Origin of the sequence: Erwinia amylovora (genome assembly GCF_017161565.1) — a bacterium.
Classification (GTDB): domain Bacteria; phylum Pseudomonadota; class Gammaproteobacteria; order Enterobacterales; family Enterobacteriaceae; genus Erwinia; species Erwinia amylovora.
The window spans coordinates 159,082-181,215 of the sequence record NZ_CP066796.1 but is presented as its reverse complement, the minus strand read 5'-3'; the positions used below and the strand labels follow the sequence as shown (position 1 = coordinate 181,215).

Annotated in this window: 16 protein-coding genes; 10 read left to right on the top strand and 6 right to left on the bottom strand. The window is 55.6% G+C overall.

The window, feature by feature from the left end:
- Positions 1-19 precede the first annotated feature (19 nt).
- Entirely contained in the window at positions 20-646 is a 627-nt protein-coding gene (locus JGC47_RS00755; protein WP_004160854.1) for a lysoplasmalogenase, read from the top strand.
- A 92-nt stretch (positions 647-738) separates the two neighbouring features.
- Positions 739-2,997, top strand: a complete 2,259-nt coding sequence (locus JGC47_RS00750; RefSeq protein WP_004160856.1) for a zinc/cadmium/mercury/lead-transporting ATPase — start codon at positions 739-741, stop codon at positions 2,995-2,997.
- Positions 2,998-3,018: 21 nt separating this feature from the next.
- Here JGC47_RS00750 and tusA read toward each other — a convergent pair whose 3' ends face one another.
- Complete coding sequence (gene tusA, locus JGC47_RS00745; RefSeq protein WP_004160857.1) at positions 3,019-3,264, bottom strand: sulfurtransferase TusA; 246 nt, start codon at positions 3,262-3,264, stop codon at positions 3,019-3,021.
- A 437-nt stretch (positions 3,265-3,701) separates the two neighbouring features.
- Here tusA and JGC47_RS00740 point away from each other — a divergent pair, with 437 nt between their 5' ends.
- Together JGC47_RS00740 and JGC47_RS00735 are read left to right on the top strand one after the other, a co-directional pair.
- On the top strand, positions 3,702-4,367 hold the full coding sequence (locus JGC47_RS00740; protein ID WP_004160858.1) for a 7-cyano-7-deazaguanine/7-aminomethyl-7-deazaguanine transporter: 666 nt from the start codon (positions 3,702-3,704) through the stop codon (positions 4,365-4,367).
- Between the two features lie 142 nt (positions 4,368-4,509).
- Entirely contained in the window at positions 4,510-5,064 is a 555-nt protein-coding gene (locus JGC47_RS00735; protein WP_004160859.1) for a DcrB family lipoprotein, read from the top strand.
- Between the two features lie 50 nt (positions 5,065-5,114).
- Here the strand turns inward: JGC47_RS00735 and iolE are convergent, their stop codons facing one another.
- The 3 genes from iolE to iolD all read right to left on the bottom strand — a co-directional run bounded on the left by iolE (position 5,115) and on the right by iolD (position 9,413).
- Positions 5,115-6,011: a myo-inosose-2 dehydratase gene (gene iolE, locus JGC47_RS00730; RefSeq protein ID WP_004160860.1), complete on the bottom strand. Its 897-nt coding sequence runs from the start codon at positions 6,009-6,011 to the stop codon at positions 5,115-5,117.
- A 334-nt stretch (positions 6,012-6,345) separates the two neighbouring features.
- The gene (iolG, locus tag JGC47_RS00725) at positions 6,346-7,374 is read right to left on the bottom strand and encodes a bifunctional inositol 2-dehydrogenase/D-chiro-inositol 1-dehydrogenase (protein ID WP_004160868.1); all 1,029 of its coding nucleotides are present in this window, start codon (positions 7,372-7,374) and stop codon (positions 6,346-6,348) included.
- Positions 7,375-7,472: 98 nt separating this feature from the next.
- Positions 7,473-9,413 carry a 3D-(3,5/4)-trihydroxycyclohexane-1,2-dione acylhydrolase (decyclizing) gene (iolD, locus tag JGC47_RS00720; RefSeq protein WP_004160870.1) on the bottom strand — a complete coding sequence of 647 codons (1,941 nt, stop codon included), beginning with the start codon at positions 9,411-9,413 and terminating at the stop codon, positions 7,473-7,475.
- A gap of 493 nt (positions 9,414-9,906) precedes the next feature.
- Between iolD and JGC47_RS00715 the strand changes: the two genes are divergently transcribed.
- Entirely contained in the window at positions 9,907-11,829 is a 1,923-nt protein-coding gene (locus JGC47_RS00715; protein ID WP_004160874.1) for a bifunctional 5-dehydro-2-deoxygluconokinase/5-dehydro-2-deoxyphosphogluconate aldolase, read from the top strand.
- 217 nt (positions 11,830-12,046) lie between these two features.
- Positions 12,047-12,898 carry a MurR/RpiR family transcriptional regulator gene (locus JGC47_RS00710; RefSeq protein ID WP_004160882.1) on the top strand — a complete coding sequence of 284 codons (852 nt, stop codon included), beginning with the start codon at positions 12,047-12,049 and terminating at the stop codon, positions 12,896-12,898.
- Between the two features lie 55 nt (positions 12,899-12,953).
- On the opposite strand, the gene iolB is transcribed toward JGC47_RS00710, so the two are convergent.
- Together iolB and JGC47_RS00700 are read right to left on the bottom strand one after the other, a co-directional pair.
- A complete protein-coding gene (gene iolB / locus JGC47_RS00705) occupies positions 12,954-13,787 on the bottom strand; it encodes a 5-deoxy-glucuronate isomerase (protein ID WP_004160883.1) in 834 nt (277 codons plus the stop codon).
- Positions 13,788-13,833: 46 nt separating this feature from the next.
- A complete protein-coding gene (locus JGC47_RS00700) occupies positions 13,834-15,339 on the bottom strand; it encodes a CoA-acylating methylmalonate-semialdehyde dehydrogenase (RefSeq protein ID WP_004163469.1) in 1,506 nt (501 codons plus the stop codon).
- Positions 15,340-16,021: 682 nt separating this feature from the next.
- Here JGC47_RS00700 and JGC47_RS00695 point away from each other — a divergent pair.
- The 4 genes from JGC47_RS00695 (at position 16,022) to ahr (ending at position 21,966) form a co-directional block, all read left to right on the top strand.
- Positions 16,022-17,059, top strand: a complete 1,038-nt coding sequence (locus JGC47_RS00695; protein WP_004160890.1) for an AI-2E family transporter — start codon at positions 16,022-16,024, stop codon at positions 17,057-17,059.
- Positions 17,060-17,393: 334 nt separating this feature from the next.
- Positions 17,394-18,944, top strand: coding sequence for an EAL domain-containing protein (locus tag JGC47_RS00690; protein WP_004160894.1), 1,551 nt, complete (start codon positions 17,394-17,396; stop codon positions 18,942-18,944).
- A 245-nt stretch (positions 18,945-19,189) separates the two neighbouring features.
- Positions 19,190-20,695 (top strand): glycine betaine/L-proline transporter ProP, encoded by a 1,506-nt coding sequence (gene proP / locus JGC47_RS00685; protein ID WP_013034916.1) that lies wholly within the window; start codon positions 19,190-19,192, stop codon positions 20,693-20,695.
- Positions 20,696-20,949: 254 nt separating this feature from the next.
- On the top strand, positions 20,950-21,966 hold the full coding sequence (ahr, locus tag JGC47_RS00680; protein ID WP_004163473.1) for an NADPH-dependent aldehyde reductase Ahr: 1,017 nt from the start codon (positions 20,950-20,952) through the stop codon (positions 21,964-21,966).
- Positions 21,967-22,134: the final 168 nt, after the last annotated feature.

Here is a 22,134-nt window from a genome sequence, read left to right as displayed (position 1 = left end):
TCATCAACAAGGACAACATATGATCTGGTCTTTCCTTGCCGTTCTTTTTTCCGGCTGGCTGTATGTGGATGCCTGCTATCGCGGGCCGCAGTGGCAACGCTGGGTATTTAAACCGGTCACGCTGCTGTTAATGCTGGCGTGGGCCTGGCAAGCACCGGTTTTGAAAACCACTGATTACCTGATTCTGGCGGGCTTGCTGGCCACGCTGCTGGGTGATGCGCTGATGCTGCTGCCGAACAAACGCATGCTTTATGCCATCGGTGCATTCTTCCTGTCGCACCTGCTGTATACGCTGTGTTTTGCCAGCCAGATGACGTTAAGCCTGTTCTGGCCAATCCCACTGACGTTACTGATTATCGGCGCGCTGGTGATAGCCACCGTCTGGACCCGACTGGAAGAGTTACGCTGGCCGATCTCTACCTTTATCGGCATGGCGCTGTTGATGGTCTGGCTGAGTACCGAGCAGTACTTCGTCCGCCCGAGCGACGACAGTTTCACCCTGATGGTCGGGGCTGACCTGCTGCTGCTGGGAAATATCGTCTGGCTAATCAGCCACTTCCGTCGCCGTTTCAGCGCCGACAGCGCAATGATCGCCGCCTGCTACTTCGCCGGTCACTTTATGATTGTTCGCTCCCTGTGGCTGTAATCGCCCAACGCGCTTGACTCTGGAGCTAACTCCAGAGTGTAAGATGACCATCGGCGGGCAGTGTGGCCCGTCGCTACCGGTCAGGAGGCGTTATGCAGCAGCACTCTTCTTGTGGTTGTGGCCATCACCACCACGCCAGCAAACAGCACGGATGCGCGACCCGCTCGCGTCCCGTAATTAAAAAAATCGCCGCCATCAGCGTGGATGCGCCCTGCTGCGCCGACGCTGCCTGTGGTTCAGCAGATGACCCCGATGAAGAGGGCGACAGGTTAGCGCCATCCACCCGTTTCAGCTGGCAGGTGCAGGGTATGGACTGCCCGAGCTGCGCGCAAAAAGTCGAAGCCGCCGTGAAGCAACTTGCCGGCATCATCGCGGTGCGCGTGGTATTTGCCAGCGAAAAGCTGCTGGTCGATGCCAACGACGATATCCGTAGCCAGGTCGAACAGGCTGTCGCACACGTTGGCTTCCGGCTTCAGCGTAGCGATGCGGCAGCACCCGCCATTGAAGCCCGTTTCTGGCAGGAAAACCGCAGCGCGATAGTGCTGGCATTGCTGATGGCGGCCAGCTGGCTGCTCGGTATTATCCATCCTGGCGCCGGGACTTTCGCCTTTACCGTCACCACGCTGGTTGGCGTCTGGCCGGTTGCGCGCAGCGCCCTGCGCCTGATGCGCAGCGGCTCACCGTTCAGCATCGAAACCCTGATGAGCATTGCCGCCATTGGCGCCCTGTTTATCGGCGCTACCGCCGAAGCGGCGATGGTGCTGCTGCTGTTTACGTTCGGTGAACGGCTGGAGTCATTTGCCGCCGGTCGCGCGCGCAAAGGGGTGACGGCGCTGATGGCGCTGAAACCCGACCAGGCGCTACGTATTCGTTGCGGACAGCGTGAAAACGTTGCGGTAAGCGACCTGCGACCTGGTGACGTCATTGAGGTCGCCGCCGGCGGGCGTCTGCCTGCCGATGCGAAGTTGCTCAGTCCGTTTGCCAGCTTTGATGAAAGCGCCATGACCGGGGAATCTGTTCCGGTTGAGCGCCAGCAGGATGAAACTATCGCCGCCGGCAGCATGAGCATTGACCGCCTGGTCCAGCTGGAGGTTATGTCGGAACCGGGTCACAGCGCCATTGACCGCATCCTGCATCTGATTGAAGAAGCCGGGGAACGGCGCTCGCCAATCGAGCGTTTCCTCGATCGTTTTAGCCGCATTTATACCCCGATCGTCATGGTGTTGGCGCTGGCCGTGGCACTGCTGCCGCCGCTGCTGCTGGCGGAAGCCTGGCAACCGTGGATTTACAAGGGGCTAACGCTGCTGCTGATTGGCTGCCCGTGTGCACTGGTCATCTCCACTCCGGCGGCGGTGACCTCGGCACTGGCTGCCGCCGCCCGACGTGGTGCGCTGATCAAGGGCGGGGCAGCGCTGGAAAGCCTCGGCAATGTGCGCACGATCGCCTTCGATAAAACCGGCACCCTTACCGAGGGTAAACCACAGCTCACCGCCATCGTTACGCTGAATGGCAGCGATGAATCACACCTGCTGGCTACCGCCGCCGCCATTGAACAGGGTTCATCGCACCCTTTAGCGCGGGCTATCGTGGCGGCAGCCAATGCGCGTCAGCTGGCGATCCCAGCGGCGAGCGATCAGCGTGCTATGCCGGGAAGCGGCATACAGGCAATGGTAAGTGGCCGCTTACTGTCTGTAAGTTCACCGTCACAAATGGCTAAAGAACTACCATCTCTGCAGAGTAAAGCGGTTGAAGCGCTGGAAAATGGCGGCAATACCGTGGTGATACTGCACGAAGGTCAGCAGGCGCTGGCCGCCTTTGCCCTGCGTGATACGCTGCGCGCCGATGCCCGAAACGCGCTGGCAGAATTGCAGGCGCTGGGTATTCAGGCGGTGATGCTGACCGGGGACAATCCGCGCGCTGCGGCAGCCATTGCCGCCAGGCTGGGCATTGATTATCGTGCCAGCCTGTTGCCGGAAGATAAGGTCAACGCCATCACCAGGCTGCAGCAGCAGCAGACGGTGGCGATGGTGGGCGACGGGATTAACGATGCGCCAGCGATGAAAGCCGCCACTATTGGTATTGCGATGGGCAGCGGCAGCGATATCGCGCTGGAAACAGCCGATGCGGCACTGCCTCATAACCGCCTTGCCGGGCTGGCAACGATGATCCGCCTGTCGCGCGCCGCCCACGCCAATATTCGTCAGAACATTGCGCTGGCGCTGGGGTTAAAAGCCCTGTTTCTTGTCACCACGCTGCTGGGAATGACCGGATTGTGGCTGGCCGTGCTGGCAGATACTGGTGCCACGGCGTTAGTGACGGCTAACGCCCTGCGCTTACTCAGTAAGAAATAACCGGGCAGGCTCGATGAAAGGCTACAGGCCTTTTTTTATCAGATACTGATATGGCAGAACGTCGACGGCCTGAGCCACCAGCCTGTGTTCCATAAAGCGGCAAAAGCCGGGAATATCACGCGTGGTGGCCGGGTCGTCGGCGATAATCAGCAGGGTTTCGCCATCCTGCATATGTCGCACGGTTTTGCGCACCATCATAACCGGTTCCGGGCAGCGCAGCCCTTGGGTATCAAGGGTTTGGTCGGGGTTGGCAAACAGGTTGCTCATAGGGTTCTCAATAAGGCAGTAACGGACTTTGCACTATTTTAATCTCAGGCGAGGCAGGCGCAAGAGTTCAATATCACGATAACGTTTGCGCTAAAATCAAGCGTTGCATTGGCAGGCCAACACGGTAATATGCCGCAAAAGTACACATATCCACCGGATTTCGCGTTGCGGCAAGGCGGCAACTGAGCGGATCCCCGGGAGCTTACATCGGTAAGTGACCGGGGTTCGTGAGGGCAGCCAGCGCGGCTGCGGCGTGAAAGATGAAGGATGCATGTCCAAAAGATTTCGCGTCGCGGCAAGGCGGCAACTGAGCGGATCCCCGGGAGCTTACATCAGTAAGTGACCGGGGTTCGTGAGGGCAGCCAACGCGGCTGCGGCGTGAAAGATGAAGGACAGGACTGGGTTCCCTCACCCCATAACATACAAAAAGGCTCAATATGCTCGCATTCAGTTCTCGTCAGCGCCTGCACGCGCTGGTTTGGCTTTCTTTGTTTCATCTGCTGATCATCCTTTCCAGTAACTACCTGGTGCAGCTGCCGGTGACTATTTTTGGTCTGCATACCACATGGGGCGCATTCAGCTTCCCGTTTATCTTTCTGGCGACCGACCTGACGGTGCGCATTTTCGGTGCGCAGCTGGCAAGACGCATTATTCTGGCGGTGATGGTGCCGGCGCTGTTTGTCTCGTACGTGGTTTCTGCGCTGTTTTATCAGGGCGAATGGCAAGGCTTTGCGGCACTTGAGCAGATGAACCTGTTTGTTGCCCGCATCGCCTGCGCCAGCTTTATGGCCTATGCGCTCGGCCAGGTGCTGGATATCCAGGTCTTTAACCGCCTGCGCCAGAAAGCGGCATGGTGGATAGCACCCGCTGCGGCGATGTTCCTCGGCAATATTAGCGATACGCTGGCCTTCTTCTTTATCGCATTCTATCAAAGCAGCGATCCGTTTATGGCTACGCACTGGGTTGAAATTGCGTTGGTGGATTACAGCTTTAAGGTTCTGATCTGTATGCTGTTCTTCCTGCCGGCTTACGGCCTGCTGCTGAATGCGACGTTGAAGCAATTAACAGAGAAATCTAATCGTCCCCAGATGAATTTCGGCTAGTCTGATCCTGTTGATGCCTGAAGCATCAAAACCGATGGCTTCAGGTAATGATATTGTCACCACCAGCGGGTTGCTTTTACATAGCGAATACGTTTGTATCTATACCTTAGCGACATGCAACCAATTTATAAAAGGGACTATAATGCGTAACTTATTGAAATATGCTGGAATTGCGGTACTGGTGGCGGGCCTTGCAGCCTGCGATGGCAAAAATGACAAAGCCGCTGCCAGCCAGGAGGCCAGCAGCAGCCAGTCGGCGCAGAACGTCACGCTGATGGGCGGCAAACTGGGCTTTGCGTTACCACCAGGGATGAGTGATAAGAGCGGCAAACTCGGCACCCAGGCCAATAACAAACACGTTTATGCCGATGAGTCCGATCAGAAAGCGATCATTGTCATCGAGGGCGGCAGCACCAGTGAAGGGCTGGATACCCTGGCAGAACGGCTTGAAGCGCAGCAGCGTAGCCGCGATCCGCAGCTACAGGTGGTGACCAACAAAACCATCGGCGTAAACAATCTTCAGCTGCAGCAGCTGGACAGCGTGATCTCTGCCAACAATCAGTCTTCATGGTCTTCCGTAGTATTAGGCAAAATCGACGGCAAACTAATGACTCTGCAAATCACCCTGCCAGCCGATAACCAGCAACAGGCGCAGATTGAAGCAGAAAGCATTATTAACTCCATCACGCTGAAATAGCCTGACAGCCGTCGCCTTTATCTTAAGTTAAGGCCGCTTTTTGCATATAACTACAAACCGGCGTGTTGACGGATAAACCGGCGTGCTTTTAGCGCATATTCAAACGGGTTTGCCAGCGCCGGATCCTGCTCTGCTTCCACCACCATCCAGCCGCGGTAGCCACCATCGTCGAGGATTTTGAAGACCGGATCGAAATCAATCACGCCGTCGCCCGGCACGGTGAAGGTGCCTCTCTTAACGCCATCCAGAAATGACATCCGCTGCGCCTTTACGTCTGCCACCACCTCGTCACGCACATCTTTCAGATGTATATGATTAATGCGTGCAAGGTGCTGTTTCAGCATCGCCAACATGTCTTGCTGCGAGCCTTCCGAGTAGTATGCATGCCCGGTATCAAACAGCAAACAGACGTCATCATCGGTCTGTGCCATAAAGCGGTCCACCTCTTCGCGGGTTTGGATCGCGGTGCCCATATGGTGATGCAGGCTAACGGTCATCCCCCTCTCTGCCGCCAGTTTTGCCAGCTGATTGTAGCCTTCCACCGTCAGACGCCACTGTTCATCGCTGAAGTGAGGTTTCTCTTCCAGTACCGCTTTTGAGGTTCCCTGAATGCTCAGGCTCTGCTCGGAACAGCCGATAACTTTAGCCCCCATCGCATGCAGAAAATCGCGATGATTGATAAATTCATCCAGCGTTTTTTGCCGGTCGCCGTTGGCGAAATAGGTACTGAACCAGGCGTTAACGATCTCAATGCCCCGGATATCCAGCATCGGCTTCAGCACCGCCGGGTCACGCGGATATTTGCTGCCCACCTCACTGCCGGTAAAACCAGCCAGCGCCATCTCACTGACAATCTGCTGGAAGCTGTTCTCCTTGCCTAACTCCGGCATATCATCGTTGCTCCAGCCGATCGGTGCGATCGCCAGTTTGACCTTATCTTTGTCCATACTTGATCCCCAAGGTTCAGCATGCAATGTTCGCTGCCGCGCTGTTATTGGTTCAGCCGCTCGCACTCAAGCAGTTCGCGCGTTTCCACCAGCTGATTTTCATTTTTCCGCAGAACCGAACAGCGAAGAAACGATGATTGATTCGCCACCGATCGGTTAGGTACAGTTGGCAAAATCCGTCTCGCGCAGTGGCGGGATATCCACTTCCCCTTCGCCTGCCCACCCCGACATGCTGGTGAACCATTGTCGCAACACCCAAATTTTTTAATGGCTTCCACACAACAGGCACTCTTCATCAGAATTTCCGTGATAAAAGCAGTACGGTGTTTAACCGTTATCCCGCCCGCAGCGCCTGGCGATAAAACGCCGGACGCTGCGCTAATTCGATTGGCTCAACGGCACCGCTTTCCTGCGCTATCAGGCAGGCGTCCGCAGCCACCGAGGCGGCATACCCGTCCCAGGCGGATGGCCCGGTAAGTTGCCCGGCGCTGGCATCATTGATAAATGCCTGCAGTTCAACGTCGTAGGCGGCGATAAAGCGATCTTTCCAATCGCTAAGGATCGCCGTCGACAGCCGGGCATCTTTACGCATTTGTACGGCAGACGGCTCCGGCAGTTTGGCGATGCCTTTTTCACCCACCACTTCGCACTGGATATCATAGCCATATGCACAGTTGACAAAGATTTCCACGTCGATGCGAATACCTTTACGGGTTTCGAACAGCACCACCTGCGGGTCGCGCAGCCGGGCGTGTGCTTGACTCGTGGCGCGTGGGAACACGACCTGCACCGATTTGTATTCGTCTTCGGTCAGCCAGCGCAGCACATCCAGCTCGTGGATCAGGGTATTGGTGATCGCCATATCGGTGGTGTAGCTGTGCGGTACGCTGGGATTACGGTGCGCGCAGTGCAACATCAGAGGTTCACCAATTTCGCCCCGGGCGATGACGTTTTTCAGCGCGCGATAACCGCTGTCATAAGGGCGCATAAAGCCCACCTGCACCAGACGTTTACCAAACTTGATTTCAGCATCAACAATGCGGCGGCAGCCTTCAGCGCTCATCGCCAGCGGTTTTTCGCAGAATACCGGTTTGCCCGCTGCGATCGCCGCCAGGGTAAACTCTTCGTGGGTAGGATCCCAGCAGGTCACCAGCAGTGCATCAACGTTGGGTGATTTCACCACCTGGTAACCGTCGGCAAATACCTGCGCTTCAATACCAATACGGGCCAACACCGCTTTAGCTCCTTCAATGTTAATATCAGAGACGGCAACCACCTGAGCACCCTGCAACACCTTGCTGCAGCGGCGGATATGTTCCTGGCCGATAGCGCCGGTTCCGATTACACCAAGTCTTAATGTCATGGCCTTTCCTTACTGAGCAGGGGAAATCGGGCTAACCGACCGAAGCCTGATGACGAGGTTAGCGCCCGTTAGATCTGAAACGCAAAACGCATCAATGATTAATATTCACGCGCCTGATCGATATGTTTATTCAGCATCTGCGCTACCGCATCAATGCGCGACGAGTTGGAGACCTGAGCTCCGCCCACGCGCCACCAGCTGAAATATTTGTGGATCATGGTTTTTGGCAGAACTTTAATATCAATCAGCGTCGATACCGTTTCTTTCTGCGCGGCAGTCAGCGCCAAATGCAGCTGCTCAAGGGTGGTCACACGCCAGGTTTTACAGCCGTAGCCCGCCGCAATTGCTGCGAAATCAACCGGCACCAGTCCACCGTTCAGCCTGCCGCTTTCAGCATCACGGAAACGGAATTCGGTGGTGAAACTGCCCATACCGTGTTCCATTTGCAGGTTGTTAATACAGCCGTTGGCCATGTTATCCAGCAGGATGACATGAATTTTTGCGCCCTCCTGAATCGAAGTCACCAGCTCAGAATGCAGCATCATAAAGGAGCCGTCCCCGACCAGAGCGTAGACATCACGCTGCGGCTCGGCCAGCTTCACGCCCAGTGCCGCATTAACCTCATATCCCATGCAGGAGTAGCCATATTCGACGTGATAACCGTTGTCATCCGTGGTGCGCCACATGCGTTGCAGGTCGCCCGGCAGGCTACCCGCCGCCGCCACAATCACTGCATCCCTCGGCAGGTGTTCGTTGAGCGTTCCCAATACGCTGCTCTGCGTCAGAAAAGAGCCTGTCAGGCGATTAAATTCGGCGTATAGCGCTGCACGGTCGATATCGTCGTCGATTTCCGGGACAAAATCGTCGCCGCTGTAAACCACTGAATAAACCCGCTGAGCCTCTTTCAACATCCTGGCCCGGGCCTGCGGCACCTTTTCGCCCCAGCCGTGCTGGAAGCCGGTGGCCGCCAGGCGATTGCCGATGGCAGTAAGGGCTTCGCGAGCATCTGCCAGCACCTGTACGCCATCCAGTTTGCAGGCGTCGAAATTGCTAACGTTGATGTTGAGATAGCTGACATCCGGATTATGGAAAATCCATTTCGATGCGGTGGTGAAGTCGCTGTAGCGTGTGCCGATGCCTATCACCAAATCGGCTTCTTTCGCCAGCAGGTTCGCTGCCAGACAGCCGGTTTCGCCTACCCCGCCAACGTTTAACGGATGGTCGGAGAGGATCGTTCCTTTCCCGGCCTGGGTCTCGGCGAACGGGATCTGATAGCGTTCTGCAAAAGCGCGTAAGGCATCGCCCGCCCCGGAGTATTTCACCCCACCGCCGCAGATAATCATTGGCCTTTTCTTCGCGGCAATCAGCGCCAGCGCGTCAGACAGCTGCCCTTCGGTCGGCAGGCGGCGCTCAAGACGGTGTACGCGCTTTTGGAAGAAATAGTCCGGGTAATTATAGGCTTCGCCCTGTACGTCCTGCGGCAGTGAAAGGGTTACCGCGCCGGTCTCCGCCGGGTCGGTCAGCACGCGCATGGCACTGATACAGGCGGTCATCAGCTGCTCTGGCCGGCTGACGCGGTCCCAGTATTTGCTGACGGCGCGAAAAGCGTCGTTGGTACTGATGCTTAAATCGTGGCTCTGTTCAACCTGTTGCAGAACCGGGTCCGGCTGGCGGGTGGCGAACACATCCCCCGGCAGCAGCAGCAGGGGAATGCGGTTAGCGCTGGCGGTCGCAGCAGCGGTAAGCATATTTGCTGCGCCCGGCCCGACGGACGAGGTACAGGCGATAATCTCGCGGCGAAGCCTCTGCTTGGCAAAACCTGTTGCCGCGTGCGCCATACCCTGTTCATTACGCCCCTGATACACCCTCAGATCGCCACTGTCCTGCTCCAGCGCCTGACCCAGGCCCAGCACATTGCCGTGGCCAAAGATGGCGAAAATGCCTTTAACGAATTTGCTTTCAACGCCGTCCACCGACAGATACTGGTTGTCGAGGAACCTGACCAGCGCCTGTGCGGTGGTTAATCTGATCTTGCCCATGTGCTGTTCCTTTCTCTGGCGTCAGCCCTGTTGCGGATGCAAAGCGGCAATGGCTGTAAGTGAAACGTGAGCTGATTATAAACAAATATTTTTTTCACTAAACAGCATTATAAAAGAAATATTTCATTATGCGAGGGAGATCAAATTATGTGCTGTAACCGGAGGAAATCACCTGTCCGCCAACGGGTAAATGAAACGATAACAGCCCCCCAGGCGACTGACAGGAAAAAATGGTTTCGTTGCAAAAAGTTTACCGGCATAGCCTGAATAAGGTGAGCGGGGGCGGTCACATGGCAAAAAAGCTCGAAATACCGGGCATACGGCGCTGCATTACGGCAGCGGTATCAGAATCATAACCACTTCACATTTTCGGGGTAATAATTTCATTCAATATTGAAAATGGAATTTTTATTTCTTATAGTGCTTTATGTCGCTGGGTCCGCAGCCACTCGGGCGTTGGGATGCAAGTCAGATAACAGAGGAAACAACAGATATGAGTACACAACAGAAGCGCCTTGATGTGATTTGTATCGGGCGTATCGCCGTCGACCTGTATGGGCAGCAAATCGGTGCACGCCTTGAAGACGAGACCAGCTTTGCCAAGTATCTGGGTGGCTCTTCCGGTAACGTTGCCTATGGTACGGCAGTTCAGGGGCTGAAATCGGCCATGCTGGCTCGGGTCGGTGATGAACATTTGGGCCGCTTCCTGCGCGAAGAGCTAGAGCGCGTGGGCTGTGATACTCAGAGCCTGATCACCGATAAAAACCGTCTGACCGGGCTGGTAATCCTCGGGATTAAAGATCAGGAGACTTTCCCACTGGTGTTCTACCGCGATAACTGTGCCGATATGGGCCTGGTGCCGGACGATATTCACGAAGAATATATCGCGGCTGCGCGCGCCGTAGCCGTGACCGGCACGCACCTGTCGCATGCGGATACCCGCGCCGCCGTGCTGAAAGCGCTGGAGATAGCACGCCGCCACGGCCTGCGCAGCGCGCTGGATATCGACTACCGTCCGGTACTGTGGGGACTGACCTCACTGGGCGATGGCGAGACCCGCTTTGTAGAGTCCGCACGCGTCACCCAACAACTGCAGGACGTGCTGCACTACTTCGACCTGGTGGTCGGGACAGAAGAAGAATTTCACATCGCCGGCGGCAGTACCAACAGCCTGACCGCCCTGAAAAACGTCCGTCAGGCGACCCGAGCCACGCTGGTATGTAAACGAGGGGCGCTGGGCTGTGTGGTGTTCGAAGGCGAGATCCCGGACAGCTGGCAGCAAACAAAACTGCACGGCGGGGTTCGTGTTGAAGTGCTTAACGTTCTGGGCGCGGGTGATGCCTTTATGTCCGGCCTGCTGCGCGGCTGGTTGAACGATGAAGGGTGGGAACAGGCATGCCGCTACGCTAACGCCTGCGGGGCGCTGGTAGTATCACGGCACGGCTGCGCCCCGGCAATGCCCGGCAAACAGGAGCTGGACGACTTTCTGAGCCGCAATAGCGCGGTACAGCGCCCGGATCTCGACAGCCGTCTTAACCATCTGCATCGCGTTACCACCCGTAAGCAGCAGTGGCACGAGCTCAATATCTTCGCCTTTGACCATCGTAAACAGCTGGCCGATATGGCGGCAGAAGCGGGCGCGGAGGTCACGCGTATTTCCGAGCTGAAAAATCTGCTGTTACGGGCCGCGCGCCAGGCGGCACAGGAGGCAGGTCTCGATGATGGCCGCTGCGGTATCCTGGCCGATACTACCTACGGCCAGCCAGCCCTGAATGAGATCACCGGCAAAGGATGGTGGATTGGTCGCCCGATTGAATTACCCGGCTCGCGCCCGCTACGTCTTGAACACGGCAACATCGGTTCTCAGTTGGTCAACTGGCCACAGGAGCACGTTGTCAAATGCCTGATTTTCTATCATCCACAGGATAGCGCGGAAATGCGCCAACAGCAGGATGAGCTGCTGCTGGACGTATGGAAGAGCTGTAATAAGTCCGGACACGAGCTGCTGCTGGAAGTGATCCTGCCCGAAAGCAACCCGGATAAGGACGAGAAATACTATGCGCAGATCCTGAACCACTTCTACCATTTGGGCATTCAGCCGGACTGGTGGAAGCTGCCACCGCTGTCACCTGCCAGCTGGAAAACCATTGGCGGCCTGATTGAAGAGCATGATCCGCACTGCCGGGGCATACTGCTGCTGGGCCTGGATGCGCCGCAAGCCGAACTTAAAGCCGGCTTCGCTGCTGCTGCCCGCTCTTCCTGGGTCAAAGGCTTTGCGGTCGGCCGTACTATCTTTGCCCAGCCGTCATGTCAGTGGCTACAGAACGAACTGGACGATGACGCGCTGATTGCCAGAGTGAAAAGCAATTATCTGGCGCTGATCGATTACTGGCGTGAGGCACGCCCGACACGATAAATAACGCCGCGCCGCTGAATATCGGGCGGCGCAATCAGGACGGCCTGTTCGCGCAATCGCCTTTACTGGCTCATTACTGCGCTGAACACGACGATTTTATGCAGGTTTCCTGTAGCGAATGAAATAAAATCTGTCTGTTTCTTCATCAAGTGAAATTTTTCATTCATCTGGTAGAATAGCGTACAGTAAATATCATTTTCTATTAGCGAGCCGCTTAATGAGCAACAATCAGACCCAGCTTTCTTTGTTACAGGACGACATTCGTCGTCGCTACGACACCCTGAGTAAACGCCTGAAGCAGGTGGCCCGCTATATTCTGGATAACAGCAACAATATCGCTTTCGATACCGTGGCCTCCATCGCCCAGCAGGCAGACGTACCGCCTTCCACCCTTATCCGCTTTTCCAATGCCTTTGGCTTTAGCGGCTTCAACGAAATGAAGCAGGTGTTTCGCCAGCACCTGATGGAAGAGACGGTCAGCTATACGGAACGGGCACGCCTGTCCCGCCAGATCGCAACCGATGGAGCACCTGCCGCGCCGGAAAGCCCGGCAGAAATTCTTAACGTATTTAGCATGGTCAATGCACAGGCGCTGCAGCAGTTGGCTATGCAGGTCAGTCCAGAACAGCTGGAAAAAGCGGTGAAGCTGCTCGACGAGGCAGACAACATCTATGTGATCGGCCTGCGCCGCTCGTTTAGCGTGGCATCCTATCTGACTTACGCTCTGCGGCATCTCGAACGCCGTGCATTCTTGATCGATGGGCTGGGCGGCATGTTCGCCGAGCAGCTGAGTATGGTTAATCCTAAAGACGTGGTGATCGCCATCAGTTATTCGCCTTATGCGCGTGAAGCGGTGGAGCTGGTGGAGCTGGGGGCGAAGCGCGGTGCGCAGCAGATAGCGATTACCGACAGCCAGGTCAGCCCACTGGCCGCTTTCAGCGATGTCTGTTTCGTGGTGCGCGAAGCCCAGATCGACGGTTTTCGTTCACAGGTGGCCTCGCTGTGTCTGGCACAGACGCTGGCCGTTTCACTGGCGCTAAACAACGCCAATCAGCAGCCTCAGGCATGAAAAACGGGTGAGTCATGCGGGTCACCCGCTATATCGTGCCGATTCACTTCGATGTTTAACCAGCGGATGACTGTTTACGCGGGTAATCTTTGCTGTTGACCCAGGCATGATCCTTTTCCCAGCTAAATTTCCACAGGCGTAGCGGGCCGGCCATCACGTTGAGATAGTAGTTATCATAACCAGCAATGGTCGCCACCGGGTGGTAACCGCGCGGTACGGTTACCACATCACGGTCACAGGGCGCCATGCACTCATCAAGCGAACGGTCGTCAGTATAGACACGCTGCATGGCGAAACCACTTTCCGGTTTGAAACGATGATAGTAAGTCTCTTCCAGACGGGTTTCCTGCTGTGAATCTTCGCGGTCGTGTTTATGGCTTGGCCAGGAACTGGTGTTGCCTTCATCGGTATACACCTCCACCACCAGCAGGCTGTGTGCTGGCTTATCGTCTGGCAGGATATTGTGCACCAGACGTTGATTGTTCCCCTTCCCGCGCGGCTCAACGCCAACGTCCTGCGGCGCGATAAGACGTGCAGGTAGTTTGCCGGCAGCGCCAGGCGCGCTGCACACCGCCAGCTCCAGGTCAGATTCTGCCAGCACGTCTACCTGTTCATCTGGCGGAACATAAACCGAGTAAGGCGGCGTGCGTTCAAACGGAGACAGGCGTTTACCGATATTAGCGAACTCTACCTGGCGGGTTCTCACCGAAGCAAGACCCGCGACCAGAACCAGGCACAGCTCTTTTTCACCGCTGGCCAGCGTCAGCGATTGGCCTCTTTTCAACTGGTAAGCAGAGAAACCGACATAGCGCCAGCCAGCACTTTCCGGAGTAATATGCTGGATACGCCCCTGCGCATCAGGCTGTTTGACTTTGTACATTAATGACATTGAATTCAGCTCCTTTTCTGGCTCCATATGAGCCAGGTGGCAGTGTTTAGCCCAGCGTCGGCATGCTGAACTCAGAGACGGTTTGCTGACCGCCTGGCCAACGCACCGTTGCCGTCTTCATTCGGGTGTAGAAGCGCACGCCGTCCGGGCCATGAACGTTCAGCGCACCAAACACCGAACGTTTCCAGCCGCCAAAGCTGTGGAAAGCCATCGGCACCGGAACCGGGACGTTAACGCCCACCATGCCCGCCTGCACTTCACGCACGAAATCACGGCCGGTGTGGCCATTGCAGGTAAAAATGGCGCTGCCGTTACCGAATTCGTGGCTGTTGACCAGCGCCAACGCGCTTTGATAGTCGGCCGCACGCACGATACTGAGCACCGGCCCGAAGATCTCCTCGCGCCAGATGGTCATATCGGTTGTCACCTTATCGAACAGCGTCCCGCCAACATAGTAACCATCGGGATGACCTGCAACGCGAATATCACGGCCATCAACCACCAGCTTCGCCCCTTCACTCACCCCCTTAGCGATGTAGCCCAGCACTCTCTTCTGGTGCGCCGCGGAAACCACCGGCCCCATTTCATTTTCATCATTGCCCTTGTGCATACCCGGCCCCACGCGCAAGGCTTTCACCAATGGAGTTAGAGCAGCAATCAGGTTGTTCGCCGTGTCCTCGCCCACCGCAACCACCACCGGCAGCGCCATACAACGTTCACCGGCGGAACCAAAGGCGCCGCCCATAATGGCGTTAACGGTGGCATCCAGGTCAGCATCCGGCATTACAATCGCATGGTTTTTCGCCGCACCGAACGCCTGAACACGTTTACCGTGCGCGCTGGCGGTGCTGTAGATATGCTCCGCCACGGTGGATGAACCAACAAAACTGACCGCCTGAACGCGCGCATCTTTATATAGCTGTTCAGCGATTTCATTTGAGCTGTGAATGACGTTGAAAACACCGTCTGGCAGCCCCGCTTCACTAAGCAGTTCTGCCATACGCACCGAGGCAGAGGGGGCGAGCGCCGGCGGTTTCAACACGAAAGTGTTGCCACAGGCCAGCGCGATGGGGAACATCCATAATGGCACCATTGCTGGGAAATTAAACGGGCTAATGCCAACCGCTACGCCCAGCGGCTGCATCAGCGAATAGCTGTCTACGCCCGTGCCCACATCGGCAGAATTCTCTCCTTTTATCAGGTGCGGAATACCACAGGCAAACTCAACCACCTCCATACCACGGGTCAATTCACCCAGTGCATCTGACCAGACTTTACCGTGCTCGCTAACGATAAGTTCGGCCAGCTCATCACGATGCTGTTCCATCAGCGCCTTAAAGTTAAACAGGATACGCGCACGGCGCAGCGGGGAGGTCCGCGACCAGCCATCGAACGCTTCATGGGCAACCGTAATAGCATGCGCCACTTCATCACTGGTGCTTTGCGTCAGTTCACGCAACGGTTTGCCGCTTGCCGGGTCGTAAATGGGAAGGGTTTCGTTGCTGGCGCTCAGAGAAGTTTTACCGCCAATGAAGTTTCCGGTGATAGTCATGGTCTGACCTCTTTGATGTGATATCGGGAATGCCTTGCCAGCCAGGCGGTGTTACGCCAGTAAGCTACCTTACCCGGCAACCCCTGATGCGTACTAAAACAGTATTACATTGAAATAAAATTTTCAAATTATGCGTGGTGGAAAATTATTTTTTAGCGTGGCAGCTCGCATTTTGTCGCATCTGTTTCACAGATTGCGCAGAAAGCGGCGCATCAAAAAAATGAACGCTGCCAAAATAACGCCTGCATATCGCGGAATTACGTTTCAGATAACGGAATTTTAACGATGTGAAATGCGGGCGTCAGGTCCTGTTTTGTACGGGCTTGAGGGTGGATATAGTGAAATTTTGCGCGACGCTTCTGAAAATCCAAACTTCCATATTTACCTTATATGAAATAAATGTTCTTATCCCGGTTGCGGATCATAGCCAACCCGTCTGAGCGTCAATCCGGGTCGTTGCCCGGTCTGCAGAATGACTGAACGTTGCCGCCATTTCCTGTTCCACCGGTAGGCGGCTGCGCTTCACGGTGGTTATGGGTGACCCGGCGGCGGCTTTGCCAGGCAGCTGCGCCCGTTTCCCACTGACAAATCAGCCCTGCCATGTCGCGACGATTCCTAAAGTCATGGAGCTGGCTTTCACAGCCGCTACACTTGCTGCGCGTGAGTTGAAAACGGAGGCGCAATGAATCCATTGCGACAGGAGAAGGTTGGGCAGAATATTTTGCTGAAGCTGGCCACCCTGGTGGTGATCCTTGCAGGCATCAAGATGTCAGCAGAAATTGTTGTGCCTTTTATACTGGCAATGTTTTTTGCCATCGTCATTAATCCGCTGGTCAGCGTGTTGGTACAGCGGGGAATCAAGCGTGGAATGGCAATCAGTTTGGTGGTGGTGATACTGCTGTTGGCGCTGGCATTACTGGTCGCCATGGTGGCCGGTTCACTGCAGGAGTTCAGTGAGGTTTATCCCCAATTGCAGGCGCAATCGGTACAGAAGCTTGGCGTAATACAGCATTTCGCCGCCCGCTTTAATCTGAATATTTCCAGTACCTCCCTGGCACAGCGGCTGGACCCCGGCGCGATTATGGATGTCGCCACCACCATGCTTCGCCAGTTGTCCGGGGCCATGACGCAGTTGGTACTGGTCATCATGACGGTGATTTTTATGCTGTTTGAAGTCCACCATCTGCCTTATAAACTGCGGTACGCTCTGGTCAACCCGCAGATTCATATCGCCGGACTGCATAAAGCGCTGAAAGGCGTCACGCACTATCTGGCACTGAAAGCATTGATCAGTCTGGTGACCGGGGTGCTGGTATGGCTGTCCCTGCTGGCACTGGGCATCAAGTTTGCCCTGCTGTGGGGCATCGTAGCTTTTGTACTCAACTTTATTCCTAATATCGGCCCGGTGATCGCCGGTATTCCCCCAGTATTACAGGCGTTACTGCTGAACACGCCGCTGGAGGCAGGACTGGTGGCTGGGCTGTTTGTCAGCATTCATATGCTGCTGGGTAATCTGCTGGAGCCACGGTTATTAGGGCGCGGGCTGGGGCTGTCGAGCCTGGTGGTGTTTTTGTCACTCATCTTCTGGGGTTGGCTGCTCGGCCCTGTCGGGATGCTGCTTTCAGTACCGTTAACCAGCGTGTGCAAAATCCTGATGGAATCCACACCGGGCGGCGCCAGGCTGGCCATTTTATTAGGTAATGGACGCAAGCGGGCTTAAGGGTGCTCATCATACACGGCACATAGATGATTATGGCGCGTATACGCCCTCTGGCTTTGCCGCTAAATCTGGCACTCATCCCCTGCTCTTGCCTTTAAGCCGGTTAAGCTCATCAGCCGACAGCGAGGCAAACACATCAAATTGAGGCCGCCGCAGGCGGTACGCTATACTGTTGTTGTGTAGCGAAGATCTTCTCTGCAATGCCTGACAGGGTGTTTCTTCCCGGCAGCGCAGCGGCGTGACGATAATTAATGGATAACAGGCGCTGGTACAACAACCGTTTGCCGCCGCTGCGGTCTGTTCGTTCGCACTATAGCGCCCACAGGGGATCTGCTTGCAAGCATTTGTAAAGCCGAAGCATGAACGTATCTGGCTGGTGGCATCCGGCCTGCTGCCGCTGTTACTTTGTCTGATTTTTTCCTTTATCGAAGCGCGTCAGGCGGTGGAGCGCCAGCAGGAAATTACCGCCGCCACGCTGTTAAGCCAGGCCGAACATATCAGCGATCTCGCCTGGGATATGACCGGGCATCTGCGCGCATTCAGCAACCGGCCTTGCGCAGATATCAACTCTCAACTACAGAAACTGGGAACGCTCAATCCCTATTTTCGATCGGTGGGCCTGACCAGGGATAACACGGTCTATTGTTCATCAGCCTTTGGTTCTACCCAGGGGCCGGTGGCCGGTATGATACGTCATCCGCTCCCGCCGCCCGGTCAATCGTGGTGGATTCTCTCTCTTGCCGGAACTTTCGGTGTTCAGGATCGTCCGGCGGTGATATTTGTGCGCCAAACGCCGGACCAAACAGGCAGCTACGCGGTGGTTGACGGCCAGTATCTGATAGATCTGATGCAGGCAACGGGTCTTAAACGCGGCTACCACATCACGATGCAGTTTGGCGGTGGCTACCCTATTGCCGGCGCACGGCCGTTAAACAACCTGCAAGGTAGCTGGCGATCACGCACTTTTACCAGTGCCAGGCATTATCCGATAAGTATCAGCATTGCCGCACCCCGTGCTGAATTACTACAAAGCTGGCGTCAGGTGCTGCTGACCTTAATGCCGATGGCGGTGATTTTCTCACTGCTGTTCGTTGCACTCGTCAGTAGCTGGTTGCGGCGCAGAAGCTCATATCGGGATGAGATCCGCCGGGGGATGGCGCTTGGAGAATTCTCGGTGCATTATCAGCCAGTCTGCCAGCTGGAAAGCGGGCAGTTGGCCGGGGTTGAATGTCTGATGCGCTGGCAGCGCTCCGACGGCAGCTGGGTGCGCCCGGATATCTTTGTTAGCGCTGCCGAAAATGAAGGCATGATCGTTTCACTGACCCGGCACTTACTGCAACTGATCGAGAAGGATTGCGCCAGCTGGCAGGTTCCTGCCGGCTTCCATATTGGCGTTAACGTGGCGGCGGACCATCTTCAGCACGATGATTTTATCAACGATATCCGCAAATTTTCACAGGGCATTGCCCATCTGCAGCCCTCTTTTACCCTGGAATTGACGGAACGCAGTCTGATTAGCGAAGGCGAGCAGGTGGCGCATAAGCTGGCTGTGTTGCGCGGTGAGGGCATTCGCGTGGCAATTGATGATTTTGGTACCGGTCACTGTTCCCTGAGCTATCTGCAAACCTTCCCACTGGACTATCTGAAGATAGACAAAGGTTTTGTTAAAGCTATTGAGTCAGCCGACGGTGAAACACCGGTGCTGGACACCATTATTCAGCTAGCGCACAAGCTGGCGCTGCAGGTGGTGGCAGAAGGTGTGGAAACCCCGCTGCAGCTGGAGTATCTGAGAAATCACGGCGTGGTGTTTATACAGGGTTATTACTATGCCCGCCCCATGTCGAGCGCTGCGCTGATGCAGTGGAAAGATCAGCAGAATGCTTAGCCGCCAGCCCGACTTATTTAAGCCGAAATAGGATGTTTCTTAGTGAAATTATGTCAGTGCACAAAGAAACGATATACTGATACTTGCAGAGTGCGCTGCCGTGCTGTATTGGCGTGTGTTCAATGCCTGACGATGGCGCATTTTGCCGATGGTTTTACTCGCGTGCACGGTCAGGTTAAAACACGGTGCCTGACCGAAACGACGGGTTTTTAAACGGGAACACAGATAATGACAGGGTATTCTATATGAAATTACGTAGGAAGCGTGTTAAGCCTATCGGATTAAAGGACGTCACCATTATTGATGATGCCAGATTACGCAAGGCGATTACAGCTGCCTCATTGGGCAACGCTATGGAGTGGTTCGACTTTGGCGTTTATGGTTTTGTTGCCTTCGCACTTGGGCAAGTTTTCTTCCCCGGTGCCGATTCAGGAACACAGATGATTGCCGCCCTGGCGACCTTCTCTGTTCCTTTTCTGATCCGTCCGTTAGGTGGCCTGTTCTTCGGGGCTTTGGGGGATAAATACGGTCGCCAGAAAATACTGTCAATAACGATTATTATCATGTCGGTCAGTACCTTCTGTATCGGCTTGATCCCGTCTTATGCCTCGATAGGCATCTGGGCTCCGATCCTGCTACTGCTGTGTAAAATGGCACAGGGATTCTCGGTGGGCGGCGAATATACCGGGGCCTCCATCTTCGTTGCTGAATATTCACCGGACCGTAAACGTGGCTTTATGGGCAGCTGGCTGGACTTCGGTTCCATCGCCGGATTTGTGTTGGGTGCAGGACTGGTGGTGCTGATTTCAGCTGTTATTGGCGAAGCGAGTTTCCTGGACTGGGGCTGGCGTATTCCGTTCTTCGTTGCTTTACCGCTGGGGATCATCGGGCTTTATCTGCGGCATGCGCTTGAAGAGACGCCGGCGTTCCAGCAGCATGTCGACAAGCTGGAAAAGGGCGACCGGGAAGGATTAGCCGATGGGCCGCGTGTTTCATTCAAAGAGATTGCCACCAGGCACTGGAAAAGCCTGCTGGCCTGTATCGGTCTGGTGATTGCCACCAACGTGACCTACTACATGCTGCTGACCTACATGCCAAGCTACCTGTCGCATAACCTGCATTACTCGGAAGATCATGGCGTGATGATCATTATTGCCATTATGTTGGGTATGCTGTTTGTGCAGCCGGTGATGGGCCTGATGAGCGACAAATTTGGTCGCCGCCCGTTTGTTATTATTGGCAGCATCGCGCTGCTGACGCTGTCCGTACCGTGCTTTATGCTGATCAACAGCGGCGTGATGGGTCTGATTTTTGCCGGGCTGCTGACGCTGGCGGTGATCCTTAACAGCTTCACCGGGGTAATGGCATCAAGCCTGCCGGCGATGTTCCCTACTCATATCCGCTACAGTGCGCTGGCCAGTGCCTTTAACATCTCAGTGCTGGTTGCCGGCCTGACGCCGACGGCTGCCGCCTGGCTGGTAGAAACGACCAGCAATCTGTATATGCCAGCTTACTACCTGATGGTAGTGGCGGTGATTGGTCTGATCACCGGGATTATGATGAAGGAAACGGCCAATCTGCCGCTGCGTGGCGCTGCGCCTGCGGCTTCGGATATGGCTGAAGCAAAAGAGATCCTGCAGGAGCATCACGATAATATCGAACAGAAAATCGCAGATATTAACCAGCAGCTTGCTGAGCTTGAAGCCAAACGCTCACATCTTATTAATCAGCATCCGCGTATCAACGAGTAACATTTTACTCAGGGGCGCAGCGCGCTGTGCCCCTGCTGACGACAGGTATTTCGAGGCTGTTTTGTCAACATCACCCTTGCTGCGTATCAGCCAGAGACAACCACGCGTGACAGCAATCCAGGCGATCCCGAACGATTAGCTCACTTTCTCCACGGTTAATTTAGCCGTTATGGCCTAACCGCAGCGAAAAACCCTTTTTATTCCCCTGAGCGACTACAATCTCCGCTGAAGTCAAACCAGATATGAGGTATCAAATGAAAATCAAAAGCTATGCGGCAATGAAAGCCGGACAGGCGCTGGAATGGTACGAATTCGAAGCAGCGCCGCTGGCCGCAGAAGAAGTGGAAGTGGAAGTGGAATACTGCGGCGTCTGTTACTCCGACCTGTCGATGATCGATAATTCATGGGGTATTTCTCAGTATCCAACCATTGCCGGCCATGAAGTGATTGGACGCGTTTCCGCTCTCGGTGAAGCGGCTAAAGATAAGGGCCTGTCGCTGGGCCAGCGCGTTGGTATTGGCTGGACGGCCAAAAGTTGCCAGCACTGCGATGCCTGTATTAACGGTGAGCAGGTTAACTGCGAACAGGGCAGTACGCCGACCGTACTGAACAACGGCGGCTTTGCCAACAAAACGCGTGCCGACTGGCAATGGGTCATTCCCCTGCCGGAAAGCCTTGACGCCGCCACTGCCGGCCCGCTGCTGTGCGGCGGTATTACGGTATTTAAACCGTTGCTGATGAGCAATATCACCGCCACCAGCCGCGTTGGAGTGATCGGCATTGGCGGCCTTGGCCATATCGCCATCAAGATCCTGCGCGCGATGGGTGCTGAGGTGGTCGCGTTCAGTTCCAACCCGGATAAAAAACAGTCAATCCTTGATATGGGTGCCGACGAGGTGGTCAACAGCCGCGACCCGGAAGCCCTTAAGGCGCTGGCCGGCCGCTTCGATCTGATCCTCAGTACGGTATCGGTCGATCTCAACTGGAAGCCGTATTTCGACGCGCTGGCACCAAAGGGCAAATTCCACACTGTTGGTGCGGTGATGAAACCATTCCAGGTCGGCGCGTTTGATTTGATTGCAGGTGACAAAGCGGTGACGGGTTCCTCAACAGGTTCCCCTGGCCAGCTGCGCTCCCTGCTGAAGCTGGCATCGCGCCGTGATATCGCGCCACAGGTTGAGTTCTTCCCGATGTCGAAAATCAACGAGGCGCTGGAGCATGTGCGCGCGGGTAAGGCCAACTTTCGCGTTGTACTGAAAGCAGATTTCTGAGCTTGCCGGGATGGCAAATGGCAAACCGTTAACTCAGGCTACCGTTGAAGCTGAATTAACCCCTGATGCCGGGCGACCTGACAACCCGGGTCGTGCTGGCATATCTCGCCCGCCCGGCGCTGGCAGCGGGATCCTTCCGTCCCGCCGGGTGAAAAGTATAAAGTGGCT

Bases quoted from the DNA above. Each gene is read 5' to 3' on its own strand.
- JGC47_RS00755 (WP_004160854.1), top strand. From the start codon at position 20: ATGATCTGGTCTTTCCTTGCCGTTCTTTTTTCCGGCTGGCTGTATGTG.
- JGC47_RS00750 (WP_004160856.1), top strand. From the start codon at position 739: ATGCAGCAGCACTCTTCTTGTGGTTGTGGCCATCACCACCACGCCAGC.
- tusA (WP_004160857.1), bottom strand. From the start codon at position 3,264: ATGAGCAACCTGTTTGCCAACCCCGACCAAACCCTTGATACCCAAGGG.
- JGC47_RS00740 (WP_004160858.1), top strand. From the start codon at position 3,702: ATGCTCGCATTCAGTTCTCGTCAGCGCCTGCACGCGCTGGTTTGGCTT.
- JGC47_RS00735 (WP_004160859.1), top strand. From the start codon at position 4,510: ATGCGTAACTTATTGAAATATGCTGGAATTGCGGTACTGGTGGCGGGC.
- iolE (WP_004160860.1), bottom strand. From the start codon at position 6,011: ATGGACAAAGATAAGGTCAAACTGGCGATCGCACCGATCGGCTGGAGC.
- iolG (WP_004160868.1), bottom strand. From the start codon at position 7,374: ATGACATTAAGACTTGGTGTAATCGGAACCGGCGCTATCGGCCAGGAA.
- iolD (WP_004160870.1), bottom strand. From the start codon at position 9,413: ATGGGCAAGATCAGATTAACCACCGCACAGGCGCTGGTCAGGTTCCTC.
- JGC47_RS00715 (WP_004160874.1), top strand. From the start codon at position 9,907: ATGAGTACACAACAGAAGCGCCTTGATGTGATTTGTATCGGGCGTATC.
- JGC47_RS00710 (WP_004160882.1), top strand. From the start codon at position 12,047: ATGAGCAACAATCAGACCCAGCTTTCTTTGTTACAGGACGACATTCGT.
- iolB (WP_004160883.1), bottom strand. From the start codon at position 13,787: ATGTCATTAATGTACAAAGTCAAACAGCCTGATGCGCAGGGGCGTATC.
- JGC47_RS00700 (WP_004163469.1), bottom strand. From the start codon at position 15,339: ATGACTATCACCGGAAACTTCATTGGCGGTAAAACTTCTCTGAGCGCC.
- JGC47_RS00695 (WP_004160890.1), top strand. From the start codon at position 16,022: ATGAATCCATTGCGACAGGAGAAGGTTGGGCAGAATATTTTGCTGAAG.
- proP (WP_013034916.1), top strand. From the start codon at position 19,190: ATGAAATTACGTAGGAAGCGTGTTAAGCCTATCGGATTAAAGGACGTC.
- ahr (WP_004163473.1), top strand. From the start codon at position 20,950: ATGAAAATCAAAAGCTATGCGGCAATGAAAGCCGGACAGGCGCTGGAA.